Source organism: Acinetobacter sp. Q186-3, from assembly GCF_013420655.1.
Lineage (GTDB): Bacteria > Pseudomonadota > Gammaproteobacteria > Pseudomonadales > Moraxellaceae > Acinetobacter > Acinetobacter indicus.
Genome location: NZ_VOXS01000012.1, coordinates 40,371 through 64,691, shown reverse-complemented (window position 1 = coordinate 64,691; position 24,321 = coordinate 40,371). Strand labels below are relative to the sequence as shown.

Genomic DNA, 24,321 nt, shown 5'->3' with positions numbered 1-24,321 from the left:
GCCAACTTTTTAGAAAAGCCCATTAGCTTGCTGTTTTTTATTGGGTTTTGAAAGTTATTTATTCTGGGTGAATGTATTCAGATGCTGTCTACCTCCCGATTTCACGGTTCTGGCAGCCTCCTGTTTTATTTTTTGAAGTCCCCTGCCTTATCTTGGTGCGTTTTGTTTCATGCAAGTGCATCTTCCCGTCAAGCTCAGATTTAATTTTTGATTTTAAAGGTTTTATTTTAATAAATTCGGGTTTGGCACCATCTTTGCATTATTAAAAGTACTCGTTGTACAGACTCTATTGAGAGTTGCATGCCAAAACTGAAAATCGCGTTAATTGATGATGATCTCGAGCGCGCAGAGTTCATCAAAACCTCCTTAATTCAGCATGAATTTGAGGTGGTTGCCTGTTTAATTATCAATCATTCCAATATGTTCCATTTACAGCAATTGCATGCCGATGTAATTCTGCTGGATATGGACCATCCGCATCGGGACATTATTGAAAGCTGCGTCAGCCAGTTTGATTTACCAACCGTGCTGTTCACCAAAAACAGCCACAAAGACACCATCAAAAATGCCATTGATGCCGGTGTTACGGCTTATATTGTCGATGGTATTGATCCGGCCAAACTGGACAGCATTCTGGAAATTTCTATCGAGCAGTTTAAAAAACACAAAAAGCTGCTGCACGATCTGGAAGAAACCAAAGGCAAACTGGCTGACCGTAAAGATATCGAAAAAGCCAAGGTCTTGCTGATGCAGATGCATGCCTTAAGCGAAGAAGATGCCTTTGGCCTGCTACGCAAAAATGCCATGAGCCACCGGATGACCATTGGTGAAATGGCACGGCGCCTGCTCGATGCCCAGCAACTCCTGCAAAAACAATTTAAGGATTAGCCATGCATAACTTAGAAAAAACCAAACTTCAGATTGGCTATATTCCTTTGCTCGACTGCGTCGCCATTTTATGGGCCAAACAGCGTGGCTTTTTTGCCGATGCCGGCCTCAATGTCGAACTGCTAAAAGAACCGTCCTGGGCCAGTTTAAGAGACCGGCTGGCCTTTGGTTTTATGGATGCCGCGCATTGCCTGTCGGCCATGTTACCGGCGGCGGCGCTCGGCACCGACCAACTGGGGATTCCGCTGCAAACGCCGCTGGTGCTAAGTACCAATCAGGCTTACATCAGCCTGAGTCAATCGCTGTGTTTTGAACTGGGCATCCAGTCGGAAGATGATGCCGCACACATCGCCACAAAACTGATAAATGCCCATCAGCAACGCCCGATACAACTGGCGCATGTGTTTCACACCTCGATTCATCATTACTGTTTAAGAGAATTGCTGGCCTTGGCCGACCCGATCCTGGCGAAAAATATTCAGCTCAGTACGCTGCCACCGCCATATATGGTCGAAGCGATTTCCCAGCAGCAGATTGATGGCTTTTGTGTTGGCGAACCCTGGAATACCCAGGCCGAATTACAGGGCTATTCTAAAATATTGCTCTCGGGTCAGCAGGTTATTCCGCAAGTGGCCGATAAAGTGCTGGCGGTAACCGCAGAATGGGCCGCCCAGCATCCGAATACCTTAAATGCCATGACCTCTGCCATTCAGCGCGCGCAAGCCGAATTGCACCAGCTGGAAGATGTACAAGCAGTCTGGCAAATGCTAAATGAGGCCGGTATCATCCAGTTTCCTTGTTCCGCACAGGTCCATGTCGAACGCTATTATTTTATTCAGAATATTATTCGCAGTTTGGTGGATGAATCGTCAGCCCAGCCGCAAGCGCAGGATTTTGTCTGGCTCACCGAACAAATGTTGAAATGGGATGCGCTGGATGTGCCCGAGGTGGAGAGTGCTGCGGTCAGTCAACGCTGTATTTATCCGCTACCCTCAGGTCACGCCGAATAAAAAAGCCCGCAACGATGGCGAGCTTTTTTATGGCTATTTTTGCAGTCGACAGACTTAGTCGGCAGAAATATCTTCAAACAGCACTGAAGATAAATAGCGCTCGCCACCATCTGGCAAAATCACCACAATATTTTTACCGGCATTTTCCGGACGTGCAGCCAGCTGTGCCGCAGCCGCCATTGCGGCACCACTGGAAATTCCAACCAGAATGCCTTCCTGCGTTGCTGTTTTACGCGCAAAATCAATTGCTTCCTGGCTTGGAATGGCAATGACTTCATCAACCAGGTCTAAATCGAGGTTTTTAGGAATAAAGTTGGCGCCAATACCCTGAATTTTGTGTGGTGCCGGGCTAATCGCTTCACCACGTTTGGCCTGACCAATAATGGCCGATTCTGCCGGCTCAACCGCCACCGAATACAACGGCTGGTTCTGCACTTTTTCGAAATAACGCGAAATACCGGTAAGCGTACCGCCCGTGCCCACGCCGGCAACCAGAATATCGACCTGACCGCCTGTGGCTTGCCAGATTTCTACCCCGGTGGTTTTTTCATGAATATCCGGGTTGGCCGGGTTTTCAAACTGCTGCGGCATGAAGTAGACATCCGGTTGCTCCGCCACCAAACGCTCGGCTTCTTCAATCGCGCCTTTCATGCCTTTGGCTGGTTCGGTCAATACCAGATTGGCGCCCAGCGCTTTTAATACTTTACGGCGTTCAATACTCATGCTGGCCGGCATGGTTAAAGTAATCGGATAACCTTTGGCTGCTGCTACAAAAGCCAGCGCGATACCGGTGTTGCCGCTGGTTGGCTCAACAATATGCATGCCAGCTTTAAGCGCACCACGCTGTTCTGCATCGGCCACCATCGCCGCACCAATCCGGCACTTCACGGAAAATGCCGGGTTACGGCTTTCTACTTTGGCAAATACATTGGCTCCCCCGCCAATGACACGATTAATGCGCACCAGTGGTGTATTGCCAATGGCTTCGGCATTGTTGGCATAAACCGCAATCCCCAAATTGTCCGGGGCGGTAAAAGCTGTATCTGTTGTCATCATGTTTTCCTTAAGTCTTTTTTCATTTACCTCACCTTCTATCATACAGGCTTCTTTAAATTTTAAAATTCGATTTCTCTAAGATTGGTTACAATAAAAACTGAATAAGTTTCACACAAATACGGCCAGTTTTTCGTTAAATTAGGTGATCACCCCATGAAATCTATTCAGTCCAGCCTATAAATCGCTGTAAACTTAGTTCAATTTTGATCTTGACTGACAACCGTGTCAGCCCACCGGCCTCAGGTTCTACTGTAAAAACAGCCCATCCGGCCCATGAAAATATTTAGGGAATGCAATGTCTAACAAGAGTTACAGCCGACTTTATCGTAACCTGACGCAAAAAATTCTAGATAAGATTGTGACCCCGCAAGTCCTGGGCAGCACCAGCGAACTGGAACAGAATCTGGCGCAAAATCAGCTACATACCCGTATCTGCTATGTACTGCAAGACGCTTCTTTAAGTAATACCGTACTGATTGATAAAGAAGCGCAAGCACGTGGTCTGCCTTCGGTATTTTCACCGCTGATTTTAGGCCAGTACAATGAAGATAACTCGATGCTGGCACTGAATGAGCAGGATCAGCCACATGACAGCTATCATTATTCAGCCCGACTGATTCGTCTAATTGAGGCCTTGCAGCAGCATCCGGATCAGGATGTGCAGCTAGTGCCGGTAACTGTGCTCTGGGGTCGTGCGCCGGAATATGAAGATTCCTGGTTTAAAGCGCTGTTTGCCGATGCCTGGGCCAAACCGAACAAGCTGAAACAAACCCTGAATATTTCCTTATATGGCCGTGAAAACTATATTGAGTTTCACAAGCCGGTATCGTTAAGAGCTTTGCTGGAAACTGCGCAGACCGAACGCCCGAACTTTTCTCCGGCGCATTTTGTGGTGCAAACCCTGGACCAGAACTTTAACCAGTATAAAGAAGCCATTTTAGGCCCTGACCTGTCCGACCGCCGCAACCTGATCAATAAACTGATGAAAACCGAGGCGGTGCAACAGGCGATTCGTAAAGAAAGTATTGATAAAAAAGTCAGCATGTTTGAGGCAGAAAACCGCGCCAAAAGCTATCTGACCGAAATTGTATCGGACTTTTCCTATTCGACTTTACGCTTTGCCGAGCTGGCACTGACCAAACTCTGGACCCAGCTCTATGACGGGATTGAAGTGCATCATTTCGATACCGTGCGTGAACTGGCCAAAGACTATGAAATTGTCTATACGCCGTGTCATCGCAGTCATATTGACTATCTGCTGCTGTCCTATGTGATTTTTAACCGTGGCCTGATGGTGCCGCATATTGCTGCCGGCATTAACCTGAATTTACCGGTGGTTGGGCAAATTTTACGTGGTGGCGGTGCCTATTTTATTCGCCGTACCTTTAGTGGTAATGCACTATATACATCGGTATTTAAGGAATATCTGCACAGCCTGCTGTCACGCAATACCCCGCTGGAATATTTTATTGAAGGTGGCCGTTCCCGTACCGGCTTATTGCTGCCACCGAAAAAAGGCATGCTGTCGATGACGGTGCAAAGCCATTTACGCGGTGCCACCAAACCGATTGCCTTTATTCCGACCTATTTTGGCTATGAAAAGCTGATGGAAGGTACCTCTTATTTAAATGAGCTGAATGGCAAGCCCAAAGAAGCTGAATCGTTATGGGGCATTTTGAACTCGGCGCGGAAAATTGAAAAAGTATTTGGCCAGGTCTATGTCAACTTCGGCGAACCGGTGTTCCTGGACAATATTCTGCAACAGAATCAGGCCGATCAGATTCAGCTTTCAATTCATGATGAATTGCCACGTCCAGTCATCAACACGGTTGATCAGGCAGCACGGGAGATTCTGGAAAATATCAATAAAGCGGTGGTGATTAACCCGATTTCGCTGATTTCCACCATCTTGCTGAATGCACCGCAACACGCCTTAAGCCAGGATGATTTACTGCGCCAGATTGAACAGTATCGTGAGCTGCTTAAAGCGACGCATTATGATGATCGGATGATTATCACCCAGCTGTCGGCACCAGAAATTATTGAATATGCGCTGAAGCTGAAACAGGTCGAGCATTATCAGCAGGATAACCAGACCTGGATTCGTGTGGCCGAGAGTCAGCGTATTTTACTCAGCTACTTTAGCAATAATATTCTGCACTGCTTAAGCTTACCGGCACTGATTGCCCTGCTCGTGCAGGATATGCCGGCGATCACCACAGCGCAGCTTAAGCAGCACGTCAGCCGCTTATATCCATTCTTGAAATCGGAGCTGTTTTTAAAATGGTCGGCCACAGAACTTCCTGCACAGATTGACCGTATTCTCGACAGCATGCAGCAACTGGGCTGGATTGAGGTATCGGAGAACATTCAGCTGCTTGAACTCCAATCAACACATCCAATGCACAGTATGGCAACGCTGGCACGCAGCAGCCTGAACAACTTTGTGTTGATTAGCCAATTATTGCAGGAATATGCCGAGCCGTATCAGTTAGATTTAAAAGCGCTGGAAAAAATGGCCAAAACCGTATTTAAACGGCTGGCAGAGTCAGGCAATTTAAACAGCGGTTATTACTTCGACAGTGCCACGTTAAAGAGCTTTATGGGCAGTTTACAACAGCTTGGACTGCTGGAGATGCAAGGTCAGCAGTTACAACTGAAACCACAATTTGATACAGAAATATCAGATTATCTGGGCTGGTATGCCCCTGAGCTGCAACAGCAGATTGCAGATAAGCTGCTGTTCTCTGAGAAAGAAATCAAACAGTTTAAAGAGTATAGTAAAAAATAAAGTATCAGATTCTCAGATATTATTGTGATACTAATCACACGATCTTATCAGTTAATTTGATATATTTTTTCACAAAAAACAATGGGGTTTTGGCGCTTTTATTCAGCGCTTTGCCCCGACTCGCTCTATACTAGCAGCAACGTGTTTTAGAGAAATTAACTATGAGTGATGGTCTTGAAATAGACGTAATGCGTGATTCTGCTGAAACTGTCGTAACGATTTTAAAATCGCTTGCCAATACCGACCGTCTATTGATTCTTTGCCATCTTTCCCAACAAGAGTTGAATGTATCGCAAATTGAGGAAATTACTCAAATTCGCCAGCCGACCCTGTCGCAACAGCTGATGATGTTGCGTAAAAGTGATGTGGTGAACACCCGCCGAGACGGTAAACAGATTTATTACACCATTAAAGATCCGAAACTGGTTGAAGTTCTCAGCACGCTCTATCGACTGTATTGCCCGGCTACCCCACTTTAATAAATTTTGCATAGGCAGATTTCTTAGCATTTTTTATGCATAATATATCTAAATTTATGATTTAGATTTTTATATGTCAGATTTTAAGTCACGCCTGCTCAATCGCTTACCCGCCTGGCAATGGTTAAAACATTATAATACCGTGACCCTGAAATCTGACCTGCTGGCCTCGCTAATTGTCATTGCGATGCTGGTGCCGCAAGGTATGGCTTATGCCATGCTGGCTGGTCTTCCACCGGTGATGGGACTGTATGCCAGTGTACTGCCGATGATCATCTATGCCTTTTTCGGCAGCAGTCCTACGCTTTCGATTGGCCCGGTGGCCATCATCTCCATGATGACCTTTGCCACTTTAAATCCCTTATTTGAAGTCGGCTCTCCGGTGTATATTCAAGCCGCCTGTCTGCTGGCGCTGATGGTTGGGGTCATTTCCCTATTGCTCGGTATGCTGCGCTTTGGCTTCCTGATCCAGCTGATCAGCCATCCGGTTATTAAAAGCTTTATTATTGCTTCGGCACTGCTGATTGCACTGGGCCAGTTAAAGTTTCTGTTTAATGTGCCGTTACAAGCCAACAATATTCCAGAATTTGTGCTGAGTGTCTTTGAATATATCGGCCTGATGCATTGGGAAAGCCTGATCTTTGGTATCGCATCCATTCTGTTTTTGGTCTTCATGCCGAAGTTTTTTAATCTGGAAGCAGTCAAACAGCGCCTCGGGGCCAGCGGATTTATTATTAAATCTTTACCGCTGGTGCTGGTGGTGGTCTCCATTGCCCTGGTCTATTTCTTCAATCTGCAACAGGTCGGCATTAAAACTGTCGGTGAAATTCCTTCCGGTTTCCCGGCGCTGTCGATGCCGTTCTGGAATCTGGAGCTGGTACTGCAACTGTTACCCGGCGCCGCGATGATTGCCATGATCAGCTTTGTGGAGTCATTATCCATTGCCCAAGCCACCGCCTTGCAGCAGCGTAGCCAGCTGAATAGCAATCAGGAACTCATTGCCCTGGGTGCAGCCAATATTGGGGCCGGCCTCAGTTCAGCCTTTCCGGTGACCGGCAGCCTCTCACGTACCGTGGTCAATGCCGATGCTGGCGCCAAAACCTCCATGGCTGGCGTGCTGTCATCTTTATTTATTGTGCTGGTCAGCCTGTATTTCACCGGCTTTTTCCGTGATCTGCCACTGACTGTACTGGCAGCGACCATTATTGTGTCAATCTGGAAACTGGTCGAGCTAAAACCGTTTATCGACACCTGGCGTTATTCCAAGGCCGATGGTCTGGCGATGTGGATTACCTTCTTCGGCGTGTTATTTATTGATATTTCTACCGGGCTGATTATCGGGATTGTTTCAACCTTTATTCTGCTGCTGTGGCGTATTAGCCGGCCGCATATTGCCGAAATTGGACTGGTCGAAGGCACCCAGCATTTCCGTAATATCCAGCGTCATCAGGTCATCACCTCGGCCAAAGTGCTGTCGATCCGGATTGATGAAGACCTGACCTTTTTAAACTCCAATACCTTAAAAGGTTTCCTGATTAATGCAGTCAGCCAGAAACCGGAATTGGAGCATGTGGTAATTAACGGTTCCAGTATTAGTGCCATTGATTTAAGTGCGCTGGAAATGCTGGAAGATCTGGACAATGAACTGAGAAAACTGAATATCCAGCTGCATTTTTCCGAAGTTAAAGGCCCGGTCATGGACAAACTGCAACGCTCTAAATTACTGAATCATTTAAGCGGTAAAATTTTCCTGACCCATTATCAGGCCATTCGCGAGCTGAGTCCGGACATCACCTAAGATGCCGATCCTGTCTGCTTTTCAGGCAATTATTCGCCCTAAAAAGCAGGCATAAGCATAAAAACATGAAAAAATCATGACTTTTGCATAGCTTAATTTTTCGAATATTCTATTTAAAAACAGCCATTTGATTTTTATATGAATTTTTTTGTAAGCTATTTAAATTTTCGGTATAAAATACATCGCTAATTTTTCCCTATATTGTCCGTAATTCAGACAAGGCCTTCCTATGTTCTCAGCATTTCTGCGCTTGAGCTTAGTCACTCGAATTCTGATCGCTATCATTTTAGGTGTGATAGTTGCGGTGGCTTTTCCACAATTTGCGCCCTACTTAAGCCTGCTCGGCGATTTATTCATTAAAGCGCTTAAATCCGTGGCACCGATTCTGGTGTTTGTCCTGGTGTTATCCTCTATTGCCAATTTCAAGGTTGGCCATAGTGCGCATATCCGCCCGATTATGTTGATGTATGCCGCAGGTATGTTCCTGGCTGCCCTGGCTGCAGTAATTGCCAGCAGCCTGTTCCCAAGCACGCTGTTCCTGGATATTCCGGCCAATACCGACATGCAACCACCGGGCAGTCTGGCTGAGATTTTAAAGAATCTGCTATTAAGTTTTGTGGCTAACCCGGTAACAGCAATTAGTGAAGCCAACTTTATTGGTATTCTGGCCTGGGCTGTGGCTTTAGGTGTGGCCTTCCGTCATGCAACAGACAATACCAAAGCCTTCCTGACCGATGCTGCAGATGCTGTGAATAAAGTAATCCGTCTGGTGATTAACTTTGCGCCGTTTGGTATTTTTGGTCTGGTGGCGGTGACTTTTGCCGAATCTGGTATGAGTACCTTGGTTAGCTATACGCAATTATTAACTGTGCTGATTGGCACCATGATTTTTGTGGCGCTGGTGATTAACCCGATGATGGTGGGCTTTGTCACTCGTTCCAATCCATATCCACTGGTATTCAAATGTTTACGTGAAAGTGGTATTACCGCCTTCTTTACCCGCAGCTCTGCCGCTAACATTCCGGTGAACCTTGATTTGGCCAAACGTTTAGGCGTACAGGAATCAACTGCCAGTGTCGCCATTCCATTGGGTGCTGCGATTAACATGGCTGGTGCTTCTGTAACCATTACTGTGCTGTCACTGGCGGCGGTGAATACTTTAGGCATTCAGGTTGACTTTAGCACCATGCTGATTTTATCCGTGGTCGCAACAGTTTCGGCTTGTGGTGCATCAGGTGTGGCCGGTGGTTCATTGCTGCTGATTCCGGTGGCATGTGGCCTGTTCGGAATTTCATCGGACATCGCCATGCAAGTGGTGGCCATTGGTATGGTGATTAGCGTGTTGCAGGATTCAACTGAAACTGCACTGAACTCATCTACCGATGTATTATTTACTGCCGCAGTTGATCGTAGTTTGCGTTAATATATGCACGACGTCTGTTGATTAATCAATGAATTATGCCATTTCAAAAATTACCGCTCTGGGTTCAGCTGGGTGCATTTTTTCTTTCTGTGAATGCAGGAATCATTAATGTTCTAGGACTGGTGACTGTGTTGCACCAGTCCGTTTCCCACATGACCGGTAATGTCAGCATGCTGGCAATGGCACTTTTGGACTGGCAATGGTCACAGGTAATTTATCTGTTTCTGGTCGTTGTCTGTTATGTGATTGGTTCATTTTATAGTGGACTTATCTTGGGAAATAGCCACTTTCTCCTCGGACGCCGTTATGGGCTGCCGCTGAGTTTAGTGGCTATTTTTATTCTGCTGTGCTGGATTTTACTGCCGTATTTCCCGCGTTATGCATTGCTCTGGGCCTGTGTAGCGATGGGCGTTCAAAACGCCATGATCAGCTATTACAAAGGCACCATCATCCGGACCACGCATTTATCCGGGGTATTGACCGATTTGGGTCTGGCCTTGGGCTATCGCGTGCGTGGCCTGCATGTTGGCAAACGCCGGGTGATTTTGCACCTGCTGATTTTAATTGGCTTCTTTATTGGCGGTCTGGTTGCGACAGCGGTTTATCCTTTATTACAATTAAACTCTTTCCTGGTGCCGGTGGCTTTAAGCTTTAGCTTAAGTCTGGTGTACTGGGTGATTTATTTTCGTTATCGACATTTTCAGAAATAGTTCGGACATTTTCTCATGGTCAAAAATGCATTACAGGCACAGTTACTCAAAGCAGGTTTAGTCGATAATAAAAAGGCTAAAAAACTGTCTAAACAGGCGGTACATGAGCAGCGCACAGGTGTGAGTAAAGATGCTGAAGTAAAAGCCAAAATCGAGCAGGACAAACAGCAGAAAATGGCCCGTGATCAGGCGCTGGAACAAGAGAAAAAAGCCGCCTTGCAGGAAAAAGAGCTGAAAGCTGCCATCATGCAAATGATCAACCAGCATAAAATCCGCGACACCGATGGCGACAGCGTGTATCAGTTTATTGATGGCACCATTAAAAAAGTCTACATCAACCAGCAGATTTATAATGCACTGGTGGCCGGAAGTCTGGTGATTGCCAAGGAAAATGACGGTTATGCCTTCTTGCCAAAAGCGTTGGCAGAGCGTATTAACCAGAAAATGGAAGGCTTTATTCTGGTGAATAATTCACAAAGCAACGCAGATACCACCGATGAAGAAGATCCGTATGCTGCTTATGTCATTCCTGATGACCTGATGTGGTAAGCACTACAAAGAAAACCGGCTTGGGCCGGTTTTTTTATGGGCCGTTTCATGTGATTCAGAGCCGATTAAACGTAAGCAGATGCACAGGATATGTATAAAAATTTTATTAGAGGTTATAAATTTAAACATAAACCTTTAAACTCTATCACATTTTTAAAATGAATTAAGCGAGGATCACTTGGAACAGTTTGACGTCATCCAGAATCTGCAAGACTGGATAGATCAATACCCATGGCTAGAAATGCTGTCATCTCTCAGTATTGTGATTTTATTGGCGATTATTGCCAATTTTATTGCCAAGCAGGTGGTGGTACGCGGCATTCGCAAGCTTATTTCCAAACTTCCTTTTGCCCACAACGAAATTATTGCCGAACACAGCGTCATCCGCCGTATTGCCAATATTGTGCCGGCGATTGTAATCATGAACGGGATTACCACCGTTCCGCATTTGTCCGATAAAGCCATCACCTTTGTACAGATGGGTGCGCAGGCCTTTATCTTCCTGACCATTGCCCTGGCCATTGGCGAATTGCTGAATATCTTTAACCTGATTTACCAGCGCAATCCCAAGTCACGCAATAAACCAATCAAAGGCTATTTGCAGCTGGTCAAGCTGATTATCTTTATTGTCTGCGGTCTGATGATTCTGGGCACTTTCCTGAAAAAAGATGTATTCACCTTGCTGGCCGGTTTTGGTGCCATGGCTGCGGTGCTGATGCTGGTGTTCCAGAATACGATTTTATCGCTGGTGGCTTCGGTACAGATTGCCTCTTATGACATGGTGCGTTTAGGGGACTGGATTGAAATGCCATCTTTAAATGCCGATGGTGATGTCATTGATATGTCATTACATACCGTCACAGTACAGAACTTTGACAAGACCATTACCACCATTCCGACCAATAAATTAATTACCGACACCTTTAAAAACTGGCGCGGTATGCAGGAAGCCGGTGCACGCCGGATTAAACGTTCGATTCATATTGATCAGAGCAGCGTGCATTTCATGAGCGCTGAGGAACAGGCCAAGCTGAAAGAGTTTATTTTGCTGGATCAGTATTTAAATACCAAAGCGGAAGAACTGGAGAAATTTAACCAGCAGCTAAACAACCATGCTCAGTACAATCATCGTCGTCTGACCAATCTGGGAACATTCCGTGCCTATGTTGAGTTTTATCTTCAGCAGCATCCGGGCATTAGCAAAAACCAGTCCCTGATGGTACGTCAGCTACAACCGACCAGCGAAGGCTTACCACTGGAGATTTATGCTTTTACCAATACCACGGTCTGGAAAGAGTATGAAAATATCCAGTCAGATATTATGGATCATTTACTGGCAATTATTCCGGAGTTTGGTTTACAGGTGTATCAGGCGCCATCTGGAACCGATTTTAAAGAGTCGTTTAAAGCATCTTAAGTTTTTAGACTGAAACTAAACACATGAGAACCCACCGCTTGGTGGGTTTTCTTTTTCATCTCCCCTTTCGAATGTATCAGACTCATTTCCCTGTTCTTTCTTACCTAAACACTGCCCGCTGATGTTTACAATGACACAGCATTGCAGCACGCTGTTTTTACGTATACTGAAATTAAGCTTATAAAAGAAAGAGGTACATCCTGCATGAAAATTAAAATGCCGTTAATCTTCGCCAGTGTTCTGCTTGCACTTTCAGCTCCTGCCTTTGCGGATGATGACCAGAAAATTATTGCGCAAGCAGCAAAAAATATTATGACCACTGCGCAGGCACTGAAAGCCGCAGATGAAACACCAGTTACGGTGTATGGCACTATTCATAAACATATTAAAGATGAAATGTACCAGCTTCAGGATCAGACCGGCATCATCCATATCGAAATTGATCATGATCTGGCGACACCGGCGCAATTGCTGAATCCGGGTAAAAAAGTCCGGGTGGTCGGTGAAGTGGATACACACCGTTATAAACCAACCGATATTGATGTAGTCGAGATTGAAATTCTGTAAGTTTCAGGCAGATATTTTCTGATCGAAGCTCGCAAAAAATATGAGGTTTCTTTCAACTGCAAAGCCTTATTTATCTGCCTGATTTTAAAGCAGCACCGCCCTGAAAAGTTTTACTTTTCTTTTAAACTGGGTATTCTTGGCAATAAATCTGTTGTTTATCTCGCAAGCGGTAATCGTGATCAGTAGCGCATTGAATAGAACATGCTCTTCGTCTGTACAAGCTGCATGGCCGATACCAATGATGATCATCAATCTGCTTGCTCAAAAGGACATTGTGTATGTTTAAGTGGTTCGAGAGCCTGGTTAATCCATACCCCACCAAAGGTTTAAATAAACCACTACCTACCCGTTTTTTTCCTTTTGTCTGGCAGGCCGCGCGCGGTGTTCGTCCGTACTTATTGCTATTGGTGCTGTGTACCGCAGGTGCGGCAAGTTTTGAAGCCCTGCTCTATGCCAAAATTGGCGAGCTGGTGAACTGGCTCAGTCAAAGTCAGCCAGATACCTTTCTGGCCGAACATCAAACCAATCTGACTATTCTGACTTTTATCCTGCTGGCCAATATTTTCTTTGCTAGTTTGCAATCCATTATCAAACATCAGATTTTATATAGTAATTTCCCGATGCGCCTGCGCTGGCGTTTTCACAACTTACTGCTGCGTCAAAGTCTGGATTTTTTCCATAATGATTTTGCCGGGCGGCTATCGGCCAAAGTCATGCAAACAGCGCTGGCGGTACGAGAATTCTGGATTATTCTGGGCGATATGCTGGCCTATGTGGTGATTTACTTTATTACCATCAGCGTGGTGTTAGGCGCCATTTCACCTATGCTGATTATCCCGTTGCTGGTATGGCTGGGCCTGTTTATTGCCGCAGCCAGTTATTTTATTCCACGTTTAAGCAGAATCTCCAATAGCCAGGCTGATGCCCGCGCCGTCATGACCGGCCGCGTGACCGATGCCTATACCAACATCCAGACCGTGAAACTGTTTGCCCATGCCGGCCGCGAAAGCCAGTATGCCAAAGAATCCATGCAGGAATTTATGGTCACGGTCTATAAACAGATGCGCTTGGGCGCACAGTATGAAATCAGCATTAACCTGCTGACGGTTGTGCTGTATGTCGGTGTGCTGGGTACGGCGCTGTGGTTATGGATGAATGGCCAGGCAGAACTCGGCATTATTGCCGCCACCACCGCCATGATTCTCAAGCTGAACAGCATTGCTGAATTTATGATGTGGCAAACCTCAGCGCTGTTTGAAAATGTCGGTACCATTCAAGACGGGATGAAAACCCTCGGCCGCCCGATCACAATTGAAGATAAACCGGATGCCAAAACCTTAAATGTCGCACAGGGCGAAATCAAATTTGAAAATGTCAGCTTTGCCTATAACGACAAAAACGTAATTGAGCAGTTTAACCTGACCATCCGCCCGGGTGAAAAAATCGGGATTGTCGGACGTTCCGGTGCCGGGAAATCGACCCTCATCCAGCTGTTACTGCATTTTTATCAGATTAATCAGGGCCGGATTCTGATTGATGGTCAGGATATTGTCGATGTCACCCAAGACAGCCTGCGTAAAAATATCGCGCTGGTAACACAGGACACGTCGCTGCTGCATCGTACCGTGGCTGAAAATATTAAATATGGCCGCCCTGATGCCAGCGATGAAGAAATGTATGCTGCAGTGGCCAAAGCCAAGGCTGAAGAATTTATTCCGCAGCTGACCGATTTACGTGGCAAACGCGGTTATGAAGCCTATGTGGGTGAACGCGGCGTGAAACTGTCGGGCGGACAACGTCAGCGGATTGCAATTGCCCGGGTATTCTTAAAAGATGCGCCCATTTTAATTCTGGATGAAGCCACCAGTGCGCTGGATTCTGAAGTTGAAGCCGCAATTCAGTCCAGTCTAGATGAACTGATGCAAGGTAAAACCGTTATTGCGATTGCTCACCGTTTATCGACCATTGCGCAGATGGATCGCCTGATTGTGCTGGATCAGGGTCAGATTGCCGAACAAGGCACGCATGATGAACTGGTGGCACTGAACGGAATTTACGCTCAGCTGTGGCAACGCCAAACTGGTGGCTTTCTGATTGAGCAACAACAATTAAAGCAAAAACAAGGAACCTGATATGTTGTATCTGGAAGATTTGAAGGTGGGTGATCACTTTGTCAGTCGTGACTACGAAATGACTTTAGAAGAAATTCAGCAGTTTGCCCACCTGTATGACCCACAAATTTTCCATACCGATGTGCAGCAAGCCGCGCAGCATCCGGTATTTCAAGGTATTGCCGCCAGTGGCTGGCATACTGCCGCGGTAACCATGCGTTTATGGACCGAATGTTTTCCGGTGGCACATGGCCTGATTGGTTCAGAATCCAGTCTGCGCTGGCCGCGTCCGACCCGTCCGGGTGACCTGATTCATGTTGATGTTGAAATTACCGCCATCAGTCCATCAAAAACCAAGCTGGACCGTGGTCTGGTCAGTTATGTGACACAGGCCTTAAACCAGCATGGTGAAGTTTTACTGATTTCGACCACCAAAATTGTGGTGTTCCGGCGGGATGCACAGGTGGCCTAAGCAGTCATTTTGTCAAACAATTTTTCTAGTTTTCCGGTTTTTTTCATGCCAATATAGGCAAGCAAATTTAAAAAATAATACTCATTAGTGCAATGGACCGTGCATGAAAACACTTTTACCGCGTCAGGATCAGGGTGTTCCTGGTGTTTATGGCTTACTTATTCTGGATGTTGTTTCCCGTTGGGGATATAACGCTGAAACCTTTTTTGCTCCCTTCCATCTGACCACTGAACAACTGGCCGATCCTGACTTTCGGATTCCGACCAGCATGGCCAATGACATGGTCAAACATGCGCTGTATCTCACCGGTGAATCGACGCTGGGCTATCATTTAGGCACGCAAATGCGCATCTCGATTCATGGCTTTATCGGCTATGCGATTATGACTGCCAATGATATTAGTGATGCTTTAATGCTGGCCAACCGCTTTATTCAGCTGCGGATGCCCTTTTTACAGCTGTTTTTCTCTACCTTTGGTGAAAAAGCCACCCTGCAGCTGCAAGGTGAAATTGATCTGGAACCGCTCAGAACCGAAATTGCGATTGCACTGATTATTGGCATGATCACCATGGCCAAAGCCATTACCGGCATGGAGCATCTTTCTGGTGAAGTCGATTTTGATTTCCCGGAACCGCTGGGCTTTGAAAAATATGCAGCCAAATTCCCGAATCACAGTTTCCGTTTTGACCAGCCCTATCTGATCTTGAGTTTTGACAAGCAGTATTTGGGGCTGAAAATGATTCATGCCGATCCTATTGCCAGCCAGATTGCCATTAACCAGTGCGAAGCCGAACTTTCTGCCTTGGGTGAACGGCGCCGCCTGTCGATGCGCGTGCGCGATATTCTGACCAATTCCGAACAGCATTATTTAAGTATCGAGCATGTCGCCGACCAGCTGCATATGTCAGATCGCACCCTGAAACGCCAGCTGGCAGCCGAAGGCACCTCTTTTTCTACCCTGGTTGATGAAGTCCGTTACCGGCATGCCACCTCGCTGCTGTCACGTACCGATTACACCCTGGAACAGATTGCCGATGAACTGGGTTATAGCGATGTCGCCAATTTTAGCCGCGCCTTTAAGCGCTGGAGTGGCCGCAGTCCAAGCAACTGGCGTAAAGATCCGTATTTATAAAACTTTTGTTTTTCTGCAAAAGCATGTATAAACATGCCAAAAATGATTTAAATAGTTAAGGAGTCATCATGAATCACCCTTCAGAACTGAAATATGCACGTACACACGAATGGGTACGCATTGAAGGTGATCTTGTTGTTACAGGTATTTCTGATCATGCTCAAGATGCACTGGGCGATCTGGTCTATGTCGAAGCACCTGAAGTGGGCCAGCAAGTAACCGCGGGTGAACAGGCCGGCGTGGTGGAATCTGTGAAAACTGCGTCTGACATTCACGCACCAGTATCCGGCACAGTGGTTGAAATTAACCCGGCGCTGGAAGATGACCCGGATTTTGTGAATGATGAGCCGTATGGCAAAGGCTGGATTTATAAAATCAAGCCAGACAACCTGGCCGATGTCGAAAAACTGCTTTCAAGCAGCGAATATGAAGCCGGCTTATAAAAAATAATCTTACAAGAAGATCAGCCTACGGGCTGATTTTTTTAGCTTAAAAGCCAAATTAAGTGCAATAAATATCATATTGAGATAATTTAATTAATAAATTTTAATAAATAACATTAAAATAAACATAGATTATAGCAATACTATATTTTTACCATAAAGCAATTTAAGATAGGCCTTGTCTCTCCCATGTACCAATAGCGGCAGATCAGCACAACAACAAACGCCCTATTGATCCCAGCACAAAGGTTTAATATGTCAAATACCGCGTCACAGCCTTTATGGAACAAACCTTTTCTTCTGTGTTTTTCCAATAACCTGTTTCTGTTTATTTTCTATTTTGCCCAGACCACCATTTTGCCAATTTATATCCTGAATGAGCTGAACGGTTCACTGGCACAGGCCGGTCTGGCCATGACCCTATTTATGGTATCTTCTATTCTGGTTCGGCCATTTAGCGGGTTGATTATTGAAAAGCTGGGCCGTAAAAAGACCTTGTTCCTGTCCGAAAGCATGTTCTGCCTGCTGTCTTTTGCCTATATTTTTGCTGACAACCTGACCCTGCTGCTGATCATCCGTTTTATTCATGGTATCTGGTTCAGTATTTTAACCACCGTTACCGTACCAATTGCCAATGACTTTATTCCGGAGCAGCGTAAAGGTGAAGGTATGGGTTATTTTGTTATGTCGGTGAATTTAGGGATTGTCCTCGGACCTTTGCTGGGCATTTCCTTAATCCAGACTTGGTCCTATAGCATTATTGCGACTGTATTGGCGGTGATTATCAGCCTGGGCTTTGCCTTCTGTTTTATGATCCCGCTGCGTGAGCCAGAAAAAACCGATACTGCTGCAACTGTTCGCCGTAAGCTGTCGCTGCATGACTTTATGGAAAAAAAAGCCTTAACGGTTTCAGTGATGGCGATGCTGGTGGCCTTTTCCTATGCCAGCATCATGTCTTTTATTTCCACCTATGCCGAAGAAAAAGACCTGCTCAGTTATGCCAGCATGTTCTTTATTGTGTTTGCTATTTCCATGATGAGCCTGCGCCCGATTACCGGGAAAATTTATGACCGTTATGGTCCGCGCTATGTGATTTATCCTTCAATCTTAATGTTTGCCGCAGGTCTGGCATTGCTCAGCCAGATGCAGGGTGTGGTCAGTTTTATGGTCTCTGCGATCTTTATTGGGATGGGATTCGGCACCTTGCAACCATGTTTACAAACCTTGGCGATTCAGCGCGCGCCTAAATCGCGGATTGGCCATGCCACCTCAACTTTCTTCACCTGCTACGATATTGGGATTGCCCTCGGTTCGCTACTGGTCGGCTTACTGATTAGCTGGCAAGGCTATAGCATCACCTATCTGGTCTGTGCCGGGGTGGTGTTGTCGAGTCTGCTCTTTTATAAGTTTGTGGTTAATCACCCAGCCACGGCCTAAATAAAAAACGCCCAAATTGGGCGTTTTATTTTTTAAGTGATGCTAGATAAATTGCAGCTTAAGCACTCTGTTGAGGAGCAGATTCCGTATCTTCATCTTCCGGTTTTGGCTCTTCCAGCATGCTAAAGCTCATAGCTGCCGAAGCTTCGCTTGGCCGGTTACTTTTCAATTTAATCTGTAAGCGCAATTCATTCATCGAATCGGCATTACGAATTGCTTCTTCATAGGAAATCGCGCCTTCGTTATACAAATCAAATAGAGCCTGATCAAACGTCTGCATGCCCAGTTCACGCGATTTGCCCATAATCGACTTTAACTCATGGAACTGGCCTTTTAAAATCAGTTCAGAAATCAGCGGCGTATTCAGCATAATCTCGACTGCCGCACGGCGGCCTTTACCATCTTCGGTACGCACCAGACGCTGGGAAATAATGGCCTTCATATTGGACGACAGGTCCATCAATAACTGGTTACGGCGTTCTTCCGGGAAAAAGTTGATAATCCGGTCCAGCGTCTGGTTGGCGTTATTGGCATGCAAGGTGCCCAAACATAAATGCCCGGTTTCAGCAAAGGCAATCGCATGTTCCATGGTTTCGGTGTCGCGGATCTCGCCAATTAAAATCACATCCGGTGCCTGACGTAAGGTATTTTTCAGCGCATTGTGCCAGGAATGGCTGTCGACCCCGACTTCACGATGGGTAATCATCGACTTTTTATGCTTGTGCACATATTCCACCGGGTCTTCCACGGTAATAATATGCCCGGCTGAATTTTCATTACGATGATCAATCATCGCCGCCAAAGAGGTCGATTTACCTGAACCGGTTCCCCCCACCACCAGCACCAGACCGCGCTTTTCCATAATAATATGCTTCAGTGATTCCGGCAGTTTCAGCTGGCTAAAGTTTGGAATTTCCGCGCTAATGGTTCGAATCACCATCCCGACATGCAGCTGCTGTTGAAACACATTGACCCGAAAACGCGATACCTCCGGCACACTAATGGCAAAGTTGCATTCCAGATCAGTTTCAAACTCGCTACGCTGTTTTTCATTCATGAGGCTGTAGGCAAACAGCTTGGTTTTTTCTGCAGTCAGCGCCTGTTGTCCCAGCGCTTTCATCATGCCCTGATGTTTAATGCTCGGTGGAAAATCCGCGGTAATAAATAAATCTGATCCCCCAAACTCAACCACTTTGCTGAGCATATGAAACATAAATTTACGCGCATCTTCGAGTAATTCTGCACTATACATCATCAATTATTCACTATCTGTTCTGTCATCATTTTTGGCCCCAACGCGCCGGTATTCAACCGATTGGCAGCGCTGAGCATGTTGTCGATATTGCATCAATCATCCTGATTTCACAATCAATAAAAATTTCAACTTATTCAAAAAATTCAAGATAATCTGCCAATTTCATCAAACTTTTCTATTTTAATTTTAAGGTGCTGATAAAAAATAAGCCCCTGAGGTTCAGGGGCTATTCATTCAATACAATTACAGTTTAAGCACTACGTTTTAACGGTCGTAAGACCAGTTCTTGTGCGACCTGAAACAATAACTGTTCAGTCTTGTTCCAGCCTAAACAGCCATCGGTCACGGACTGGCCATAGGTCATCTGATCCGAGATTTTCTGTTGTCCATCCACCAGATGACTTTCCAGCATGACACCGCGAACCTGAGTCTGTGCACGCTCTGCCACAATGGTTTTTAACACCTCTGGTTGTAATAACGGATTTTTACTGCTGTTGCCATGACTGCAATCAATCACCAGCGCTGGCATCTCGCCTTTGACTTTGGCTTTGATTTTTTCAATTTCAGCCAGCTGGTAGTTCGGGCCAATATTGGCGCCACGTAAAATCAGATGTGCTTTCGGGTTGCCCTGTGATTCTAAAATACACGGTAAACCTTGCTGGCTCATGCCTAAGAACTGATGCGGATGTGAAGCCGATTGAATTGCGTCTAAAGCAATTTGTACCGAACCATCGGTACCATTTTTGAAGCCAATGCTGTACGGCATGTGGCTAGAAATTTCACGGTGAATCTGAGATTCACTGGTACGCGCGCCAATCGCACCCCAGGCCAGTAAATCGTCAAAGTAGGCCGTTGCCATCGGGCTTAGAATTTCCGAGGCAATAGGCAGCCCCATTTCAATAATTTGTAAGTACAGTTCACGTGACTTTTCCAGTCCCAATTGCATATTGGATGAACCATTTAATTCTGGATCGTATAAGAAGCCTTTCCAGCCAACCGTGGTGCGCGGTTTTTCGATATAGGCGCGCATAACCAGGAAAATCTGGTCTGCCACCTGGCTTTGCAGTTGTTGTAATTTTTTTGCGTATTCCAGTGCTGCCGCAGGATCATGGATGGAGCATGGGCCGGTAATCACCAGCAAACGTGAATCGGTACCGTTAAGAATATTCTGAATGGTTTGACGCTGCTCGGCAATTTGCTGTGCCAACGCGCCAGAAAGCGGCAATTGCGCCTTGAGCTGATAAGGTAAGCTTAAAATTGTTTCTTTGGCTGAGGATTGTTGTAATGCAGTATTTAAAGCGTTCATTGATTCTTCCTTTGGACTGTGGTTTGACAGTCCGAACTTTTATTTGAGCGATATGGGTCTAATACAGGTCAGGTTGGTCATAGCTTGACTAAAGTAAAACCAATAAAAGTTGCTAAAGTATGAATAGTTAAATGTACGCATGAGAATCTCCAAAAGATTGATTAAATTCAAGATATAAAAAAACCTGATCAGGGTTGCCGATCAGGTATCAACTGGTGGGCAACCTTATTTTGCCCGAACGCGTTCAGGCAATTATCTAAACTGCCAGAAGTAATAGTATGCGTTTGAGATTACAGGTTGCTTTAACATCTTTATTTCTTCAAAAAAGTATGTGTCTGAAAAATAAAATACGCGCTATTTCCAGCTTTGACAATAGTTTTCTGGATGTTTTTTAGCATTCTTCCGGATTTCCTTTCACATTTAGCAAAACACAGCTTTCCTCCAATTGATCTCCTATCTTCCGGGTTAAATCACGTCGAAAGACTCAAATTACTTTTGGATAAAAAATTATCCGCATTAAAATTACCTTCTATTGGATATTTACAGTCAAAACACCACCATTAAAAACCTTTTAAAATCATTAACTAATTCATTAAAAATCATAGCCCACCCATCATCATTTACAAAAAGTTACAATTATATTTCTTCCTATTCACCAATAAAACACAAAACAATATTTTATAAATATCATTACTTTAATTTATCATTAAGCCTGATTTGAGTTATAAGTTACGAAATGCGTAATCATATTACGTATTGAACAAAGATTAACTCTTGCTAAGATATTTTCATCTGGAACTCCCTGATTTCAGGAAATTCCTGCAAAAACAACAAGTGAAGCAATTGGATTGCTCACCATACATGAGGATGGAACATGCACAACTTAGCTAACCCTTTAGAGCTATGCGGATTTGAATTTATTGAGTTTGTCTCGGAAAATGGCGCTCTGGATTCAGTTTTTCAAACGCTCGGTTTTACCCAAGTGGCTAAGCACAAATCCAAAAATGTCTACTTATGGCGTCAGGGCGACATCAATATCATTCTGAACTATCAGCCAGAATCCTATGCATCGTATTTCTTTAATGAACATGGTCCATCGGCCTGTGCCATGGGCTTTAAGACCAAAAATGCAACCCGTGCCTATCAGAAAGCGCTCGAACTCGGTGCCGAACCAATCAAAAACGTGATTGGTCCTATGGAACTGAATATTCCAGCGATTAAAGGCATTGGTGGCTCACCGATCTTTCTGGTCGACTGCGATATCTATCAGCAGGATTTCGAGTTCTTTGAAGGCGTTGATCCGCGCCCGGTGGGTACCGGTTTAAAAGAAATTGACCATTTAACCCATAATGTCTACAAAGGCCGGATGCAGTACTGGGCCAATTTCTATGAAAAAATCTTTAATTTTCAGGAAATCCGCTACTTTGATATTAAAGGTGAATACACCGGCCTGACCTCAAAAGCGCTGACTGCACCAGATGGCAAAATCCGTATTCCACTGAATGAAGACTCGGACAAAGGCAACGGACAAATTGCCGAGTTCCTGTCAGAATTTAACGGCGAAGGCATTCAGCATATTGCCTTCTCAACCGATGACTTACTGGCGACCTGGGACAAGCTCAAAGCCATGGGTGCCAAGTTTATGACCCCACCACCGGCAACCTATTATGAAATGCTGGCAGAACGTTTACCGGAACATGGCGAACCGACTGCAGAGCTGCAACAGCGTGGCATTTTACTGGATGGTAATACCAAAGATGGTGAAAAGCGCCTGCTGCTACAGATTTTCTCGGAAAATATGATTGGCCCGGTGTTCTTCGAATTTATTCAACGTAAAGCAGATGATGGCTTTGGCGAAGGAAACTTCAAAGCCCTGTTCGAATCGATTGAGCGCGACCAGATTAAACGTGGCGTGCTTGACGTCTCTGCCTGATTTTCAGGTGTTCTAAATCCCGACAACGCCGCTCTTGCACATGCGATTTGGCATGTGTCAGGGGCGACGCATGTTTAAATTTCAGCAATCACATCACCTGCGCCAAAACAATAACAACACAGTGATGTCGATTTTACATGGATGATAAAAGATGCAACAACATGATGGCAAACTACATAAGGGCTTGAGCAACCGGCATATCCAGCTCATTGCCCTCGGTGGCTCAATTGGCACCGGATTATTCCTCGGCATCTCCCAGACCATTAAACTGGCCGGCCCGTCGGTCATTCTGGGTTATGCCATTGCTGGCCTGATTGCATTTTTAATGATGCGTCAACTGGGTGAAATGATAGTCGAAGAACCGGTCAGTGGTTCTTTTAGTCATTTTGCCTATAAATACTGGGGCAAGTTTGCCGGCTTTATGTCGGGCTGGAATTACTGGGTACTGAATGTACTGGTCTGCATGGCCGAACTGAGTGCCATTGGCCTGTATATCCATTACTGGTGGCCGGAGATTCCGACCTGGGTCTCGGCACTGGGCTTCTTTATTTTTATTAATGTGATTAACCTGCTGCATGTTAAACTGTTCGGCGAAATGGAATTCTGGCTGGCGATTATTAAAGTGCTGGCGATTGTGGCCATGATTGCGTTTGGGAGCTATCTGCTGGCCTCAGGCACGGGCGGTCCACAGGCGCATTTAAGCAATTTATGGGAACTTGGCGGCTTTTTCCCCAATGGTGTGATGGGCCTGGTGATGGCAATGGCCATGATCATGTTTGCCTTTGGCGGTATTGAGCTGGTCGGTATTGCCGCAGCAGAAACTGACAACCCGAAAAAGACCTTACCGAAAGCGGTCAATCAGATCGTATACCGGGTTTTATTATTCTACATTTTAACCCTGCTGATTATTCTGGCCTTATATCCATGGAACCAGATGGCACAAGGCGGCAGCCCGTTCGTGATGATGTTTGATTCTTTGGGCAGTCAAGGCGTTGCCACAGTATTGAATTTCGTGATCTTGACTGCGGCGGTGTCGGTCTATAACAGTACCAACTACTGTACCAGCCGTATGCTTTTAGGTCTGGCGGAACAAGGTAATGCACCGAAGTTTTTAAGCAAAATCAATTCACGCGGTATTCCGGTGAATGCGGTGATGGTTTCAGCCTTTTTCACCCTGCTCTGTGTGCTACTGAATTACCTGTTTCCAGAAACGGCATTCAGCCTGTTGATGATGCTGGTGGTGGCGGCCATTGTGATTAACTGGGTGGTGATTTCCTATACCCATCTGAAATTTAAACGTCAGATGCTGGCGCAGCAACAGCAAACCCTGTTCCCAAGTATTGCCTATCCGTTTACCAATTACCTGTGTATTGCCTTTATGCTCGGTATCTTGGTGATTATGAGCCAGACCCCATCAATGCGTATTGCGGTCGGCCTGCTGCCGGTATGGATTGGCCTGTTATCGCTGGCCTATTACCTTAAACAGAAAAAACTGGCGCGCGATCCTGCGCTCATCAAAGCCAAAAGCTATTAATTCAGGAAGA

21 protein-coding genes are annotated in these 24,321 nt (G+C 45.6%); 17 read left to right on the top strand and 4 right to left on the bottom strand.

The window, feature by feature from the left end:
* Positions 1-300: 300 nt before the first annotated feature.
* Both FTT64_RS10785 and FTT64_RS10780 read left to right on the top strand, forming a co-directional pair.
* A complete protein-coding gene (locus FTT64_RS10785; protein WP_016658095.1) occupies positions 301-888 on the top strand; it encodes an ANTAR domain-containing response regulator in 588 nt (195 codons plus the stop codon).
* A gap of 2 nt (positions 889-890) precedes the next feature.
* Positions 891-1,898 (top strand): ABC transporter substrate-binding protein, encoded by a 1,008-nt coding sequence (locus tag FTT64_RS10780; protein ID WP_180182354.1) that lies wholly within the window; start codon positions 891-893, stop codon positions 1,896-1,898.
* Positions 1,899-1,952: 54 nt separating this feature from the next.
* Here FTT64_RS10780 and cysK read toward each other — a convergent pair whose 3' ends face one another.
* Positions 1,953-2,951: a cysteine synthase A gene (gene cysK, locus FTT64_RS10775; protein WP_016658093.1), complete on the bottom strand. Its 999-nt coding sequence runs from the start codon at positions 2,949-2,951 to the stop codon at positions 1,953-1,955.
* Between the two features lie 298 nt (positions 2,952-3,249).
* On the opposite strand from cysK, the gene plsB reads away from it, so the two are divergent.
* From plsB to FTT64_RS10735, 8 genes are all read left to right on the top strand, one after another.
* On the top strand, positions 3,250-5,745 hold the full coding sequence (gene plsB, locus FTT64_RS10770) for a glycerol-3-phosphate 1-O-acyltransferase PlsB (RefSeq protein WP_180182355.1): 2,496 nt from the start codon (positions 3,250-3,252) through the stop codon (positions 5,743-5,745).
* Positions 5,746-5,906: 161 nt separating this feature from the next.
* Positions 5,907-6,224, top strand: a complete 318-nt coding sequence (locus FTT64_RS10765) for a helix-turn-helix transcriptional regulator (protein ID WP_005178157.1) — start codon at positions 5,907-5,909, stop codon at positions 6,222-6,224.
* Positions 6,225-6,297: 73 nt separating this feature from the next.
* The gene (locus tag FTT64_RS10760) at positions 6,298-8,022 is read left to right on the top strand and encodes a SulP family inorganic anion transporter (protein WP_104494982.1); all 1,725 of its coding nucleotides are present in this window, start codon (positions 6,298-6,300) and stop codon (positions 8,020-8,022) included.
* A gap of 229 nt (positions 8,023-8,251) precedes the next feature.
* Positions 8,252-9,445 carry a serine/threonine transporter SstT gene (sstT, locus tag FTT64_RS10755; protein WP_104498806.1) on the top strand — a complete coding sequence of 398 codons (1,194 nt, stop codon included), beginning with the start codon at positions 8,252-8,254 and terminating at the stop codon, positions 9,443-9,445.
* Positions 9,446-9,480: 35 nt separating this feature from the next.
* Positions 9,481-10,155, top strand: a complete 675-nt coding sequence (locus FTT64_RS10750) for a YoaK family protein (RefSeq protein WP_005178167.1) — start codon at positions 9,481-9,483, stop codon at positions 10,153-10,155.
* Between the two features lie 15 nt (positions 10,156-10,170).
* Positions 10,171-10,704 (top strand): DUF2058 domain-containing protein, encoded by a 534-nt coding sequence (locus tag FTT64_RS10745; RefSeq protein ID WP_005178168.1) that lies wholly within the window; start codon positions 10,171-10,173, stop codon positions 10,702-10,704.
* Between the two features lie 178 nt (positions 10,705-10,882).
* Positions 10,883-12,121 carry a mechanosensitive ion channel family protein gene (locus FTT64_RS10740; RefSeq protein WP_016658089.1) on the top strand — a complete coding sequence of 413 codons (1,239 nt, stop codon included), beginning with the start codon at positions 10,883-10,885 and terminating at the stop codon, positions 12,119-12,121.
* A gap of 204 nt (positions 12,122-12,325) precedes the next feature.
* Positions 12,326-12,688: a NirD/YgiW/YdeI family stress tolerance protein gene (locus FTT64_RS10735; protein ID WP_180182356.1), complete on the top strand. Its 363-nt coding sequence runs from the start codon at positions 12,326-12,328 to the stop codon at positions 12,686-12,688.
* Positions 12,689-12,772: 84 nt separating this feature from the next.
* Here FTT64_RS10735 and FTT64_RS10730 read toward each other — a convergent pair whose 3' ends face one another.
* Positions 12,773-12,937 carry a hypothetical protein gene (locus FTT64_RS10730; protein WP_155757083.1) on the bottom strand — a complete coding sequence of 55 codons (165 nt, stop codon included), beginning with the start codon at positions 12,935-12,937 and terminating at the stop codon, positions 12,773-12,775.
* Positions 12,938-12,966: 29 nt separating this feature from the next.
* Here FTT64_RS10730 and FTT64_RS10725 point away from each other — a divergent pair, with 29 nt between their 5' ends.
* The 5 genes from FTT64_RS10725 to FTT64_RS10705 all read left to right on the top strand — a co-directional run bounded on the left by FTT64_RS10725 (position 12,967) and on the right by FTT64_RS10705 (position 18,283).
* Positions 12,967-14,820 carry an ABC transporter ATP-binding protein gene (locus tag FTT64_RS10725; protein WP_005178171.1) on the top strand — a complete coding sequence of 618 codons (1,854 nt, stop codon included), beginning with the start codon at positions 12,967-12,969 and terminating at the stop codon, positions 14,818-14,820.
* Position 14,821: 1 nt separating this feature from the next.
* The gene (locus tag FTT64_RS10720) at positions 14,822-15,271 is read left to right on the top strand and encodes a MaoC family dehydratase (protein WP_016658087.1); all 450 of its coding nucleotides are present in this window, start codon (positions 14,822-14,824) and stop codon (positions 15,269-15,271) included.
* A gap of 103 nt (positions 15,272-15,374) precedes the next feature.
* Positions 15,375-16,403: an AraC family transcriptional regulator gene (locus FTT64_RS10715; protein ID WP_005178175.1), complete on the top strand. Its 1,029-nt coding sequence runs from the start codon at positions 15,375-15,377 to the stop codon at positions 16,401-16,403.
* A gap of 68 nt (positions 16,404-16,471) precedes the next feature.
* Positions 16,472-16,846, top strand: coding sequence for a glycine cleavage system protein GcvH (gene gcvH, locus FTT64_RS10710; RefSeq protein ID WP_005178176.1), 375 nt, complete (start codon positions 16,472-16,474; stop codon positions 16,844-16,846).
* Between the two features lie 255 nt (positions 16,847-17,101).
* Complete coding sequence (locus tag FTT64_RS10705) at positions 17,102-18,283, top strand: MFS transporter (protein WP_016658086.1); 1,182 nt, start codon at positions 17,102-17,104, stop codon at positions 18,281-18,283.
* A 58-nt stretch (positions 18,284-18,341) separates the two neighbouring features.
* Here FTT64_RS10705 and FTT64_RS10700 read toward each other — a convergent pair whose 3' ends face one another.
* Positions 18,342-19,535, bottom strand: coding sequence for a PilT/PilU family type 4a pilus ATPase (locus tag FTT64_RS10700; RefSeq protein WP_045794791.1), 1,194 nt, complete (start codon positions 19,533-19,535; stop codon positions 18,342-18,344).
* Positions 19,536-19,788: 253 nt separating this feature from the next.
* Entirely contained in the window at positions 19,789-20,844 is a 1,056-nt protein-coding gene (locus tag FTT64_RS10695) for a 3-deoxy-7-phosphoheptulonate synthase (protein ID WP_075166576.1), read from the bottom strand.
* Between the two features lie 874 nt (positions 20,845-21,718).
* Between FTT64_RS10695 and hppD the strand changes: the two genes are divergently transcribed.
* Both hppD and FTT64_RS10685 read left to right on the top strand, forming a co-directional pair.
* The gene (hppD, locus tag FTT64_RS10690; protein ID WP_168383124.1) at positions 21,719-22,777 is read left to right on the top strand and encodes a 4-hydroxyphenylpyruvate dioxygenase; all 1,059 of its coding nucleotides are present in this window, start codon (positions 21,719-21,721) and stop codon (positions 22,775-22,777) included.
* 151 nt (positions 22,778-22,928) lie between these two features.
* The gene (locus tag FTT64_RS10685; RefSeq protein ID WP_016658082.1) at positions 22,929-24,311 is read left to right on the top strand and encodes an amino acid permease; all 1,383 of its coding nucleotides are present in this window, start codon (positions 22,929-22,931) and stop codon (positions 24,309-24,311) included.
* Positions 24,312-24,321 lie beyond the last annotated feature (10 nt).

Excerpts from the sequence above, each read along its gene's own strand:
- FTT64_RS10705 (WP_016658086.1), top strand. The coding sequence starts at position 17,102 with ATGTCAAATACCGCGTCACAGCCTTTATGGAACAAACCTTTTCTTCTG.
- FTT64_RS10785 (WP_016658095.1), top strand. The coding sequence starts at position 301 with ATGCCAAAACTGAAAATCGCGTTAATTGATGATGATCTCGAGCGCGCA.
- FTT64_RS10780 (WP_180182354.1), top strand. The coding sequence starts at position 891 with ATGCATAACTTAGAAAAAACCAAACTTCAGATTGGCTATATTCCTTTG.
- FTT64_RS10765 (WP_005178157.1), top strand. The coding sequence starts at position 5,907 with ATGAGTGATGGTCTTGAAATAGACGTAATGCGTGATTCTGCTGAAACT.
- FTT64_RS10685 (WP_016658082.1), top strand. The coding sequence starts at position 22,929 with ATGCAACAACATGATGGCAAACTACATAAGGGCTTGAGCAACCGGCAT.
- FTT64_RS10720 (WP_016658087.1), top strand. The coding sequence starts at position 14,822 with ATGTTGTATCTGGAAGATTTGAAGGTGGGTGATCACTTTGTCAGTCGT.
- FTT64_RS10695 (WP_075166576.1), bottom strand. The coding sequence starts at position 20,844 with ATGAACGCTTTAAATACTGCATTACAACAATCCTCAGCCAAAGAAACA.
- FTT64_RS10760 (WP_104494982.1), top strand. The coding sequence starts at position 6,298 with ATGTCAGATTTTAAGTCACGCCTGCTCAATCGCTTACCCGCCTGGCAA.
- FTT64_RS10715 (WP_005178175.1), top strand. The coding sequence starts at position 15,375 with ATGAAAACACTTTTACCGCGTCAGGATCAGGGTGTTCCTGGTGTTTAT.
- FTT64_RS10745 (WP_005178168.1), top strand. The coding sequence starts at position 10,171 with ATGGTCAAAAATGCATTACAGGCACAGTTACTCAAAGCAGGTTTAGTC.
- gcvH (WP_005178176.1), top strand. The coding sequence starts at position 16,472 with ATGAATCACCCTTCAGAACTGAAATATGCACGTACACACGAATGGGTA.
- FTT64_RS10725 (WP_005178171.1), top strand. The coding sequence starts at position 12,967 with ATGTTTAAGTGGTTCGAGAGCCTGGTTAATCCATACCCCACCAAAGGT.
- cysK (WP_016658093.1), bottom strand. The coding sequence starts at position 2,951 with ATGACAACAGATACAGCTTTTACCGCCCCGGACAATTTGGGGATTGCG.
- hppD (WP_168383124.1), top strand. The coding sequence starts at position 21,719 with ATGCACAACTTAGCTAACCCTTTAGAGCTATGCGGATTTGAATTTATT.
- FTT64_RS10730 (WP_155757083.1), bottom strand. The coding sequence starts at position 12,937 with ATGATCATCATTGGTATCGGCCATGCAGCTTGTACAGACGAAGAGCAT.
- FTT64_RS10750 (WP_005178167.1), top strand. The coding sequence starts at position 9,481 with ATGCCATTTCAAAAATTACCGCTCTGGGTTCAGCTGGGTGCATTTTTT.
- plsB (WP_180182355.1), top strand. The coding sequence starts at position 3,250 with ATGTCTAACAAGAGTTACAGCCGACTTTATCGTAACCTGACGCAAAAA.
- sstT (WP_104498806.1), top strand. The coding sequence starts at position 8,252 with ATGTTCTCAGCATTTCTGCGCTTGAGCTTAGTCACTCGAATTCTGATC.
- FTT64_RS10700 (WP_045794791.1), bottom strand. The coding sequence starts at position 19,535 with ATGTATAGTGCAGAATTACTCGAAGATGCGCGTAAATTTATGTTTCAT.
- FTT64_RS10735 (WP_180182356.1), top strand. The coding sequence starts at position 12,326 with ATGAAAATTAAAATGCCGTTAATCTTCGCCAGTGTTCTGCTTGCACTT.